The sequence below is a fragment of the Pseudomonas sp. PA-6-3C genome, assembly GCF_021605825.1.
GTDB lineage: Bacteria > Pseudomonadota > Gammaproteobacteria > Pseudomonadales > Pseudomonadaceae > Aquipseudomonas > Aquipseudomonas edaphica.
In genome coordinates, this window is the sequence record NZ_WKDV01000098.1 from 1 (window position 1) to 1,469 (window position 1,469).

Annotated in this window: 1 protein-coding gene; it reads right to left on the reverse strand. The window is 54.5% G+C overall.

What is annotated here, in order from left to right:
• Positions 1–47 precede the first annotated feature (47 nt).
• A complete protein-coding gene (locus tag GIW48_RS29630) occupies positions 48–1,355 on the reverse strand; it encodes an IS4 family transposase (RefSeq protein WP_170040993.1) in 1,308 nt (435 codons plus the stop codon).
• Positions 1,356–1,469: the final 114 nt, after the last annotated feature.

Here is a 1,469-nt window from a genome sequence, read left to right on the forward strand (position 1 = left end):
GCCATGCCTTTCAAGGTCTATGTTTAAGAGTCCGTTTAACGTCATGTTTAGGCCTGTTTATCCGCCTTGGCAGCCTTAAGCACCCGAGCTGTTGAGACATGCGCCCGTGCCGCCTTACCTTCCAGCCACTCCTTGGGTTTAGCGACTTTGGCGCCGCGAGGGCTCTTTGCGACGGACTTGGGTTTGATCAACCTCGCCAGGGCCAGTAATCGCTCTGCCAGCCCTTGCGAGGTCTTTTCAAGGGGGAAATTTTCCGCAGGCAATGCGATCTGCAAACCCTGATAATCACTGCGAACATGCACCGCCAAGTGGAAAATCGAAGCTTCCCAACCCTCTGGCTGTGTTTCCCGGTGCGCCTGCTCAACACTACGTTTGAGAACCGATAAAACGTTGTAAGCCAGCACCGCCGAGGCAAAGCCCAGCAGCGCAGCTTTCGGGCTGCCAAAGCTTGTGATTTCACTCTCCAGTACCGATTCAAGGCGTTGGAACATGCCTTCAATACTCCAGCGACGACGGTACAAATCAGCTATCTGTTGAGCACTGATGGTGTCGGGCAAATTGCTCCAGAACCACATCACCACATCACCTGAGTCATTCGCTGTTTGCAGGCTCAATTCAACGCGTCTCCAGCGGCGGCCACTGGTCACTTCGATGATTTGTTCGCGAACGGTGCCGCTATCGACTGCTCCTGAATCTTGCCACTCACTTTCTTGGACGAGTCGTGGATGTTTGCTGGGTTGGCGAACGATGAACGAAGCCCCCGTGTCCTCGCAGGCTTGCAAGACGGGCAGCGTGCAATAGAGCCGGTCAGCCATCCACAATTGGCCCGCGCATGCGCGGGCCAGTAGCGGTAAAACACTGACTCGCTCACTGGCGTAGGCATCTTCCCACGGCTGAAGATCAACGACTAAATCCAGATCCGGATCGTAGGCAACTACTGAAAATCCTGGACGTGCTGCGCCGCGCTCATTGCGCAGAGCACCTAGACGTTTTTCAGTGGCCGGCAGATGGTTGCCATCAACAATACGCAACTGCCAACCGGGAAGGATCGATGAATGGCCAAGCGTTTCTACGGTCGGTATCAAACGCTCGGCACTGCCCGAAATGAGGGCGCGCAGAAGCTCGGGTTCGGTTCGCTTGATCTTGTCATAGAGGGCTGCAAGGCTGACCGAAAGGCCCTCCATCTTGCGCGCCGCCGCGTGTAATGACGGCCTCAAGCCCAATGAAACAAGGGACATCAGCTCAACAACGGTTGAAAACAAAAGCTCACGGGAGTACTGACGCTGGCGATGATCATCGAACACCTTGTCTACCCACTTGGCATCTACGGCCTGCTCCAAGACCAGCTTGGTCATGACACTGGCTGGTGCTTGTTTTTCAAACCGTTCTAAAACCTTTTCCCACATAGCTTCGTCGTCCTGACTGAATTGATTAGGGGATTTTAAACCAAGACCTTGAAAGGCATGGCT

Bases quoted from the DNA above. Each gene is read 5' to 3' on its own strand.
- GIW48_RS29630 (WP_170040993.1), bottom strand. From the start codon at position 1,355: ATGACCAAGCTGGTCTTGGAGCAGGCCGTAGATGCCAAGTGGGTAGAC.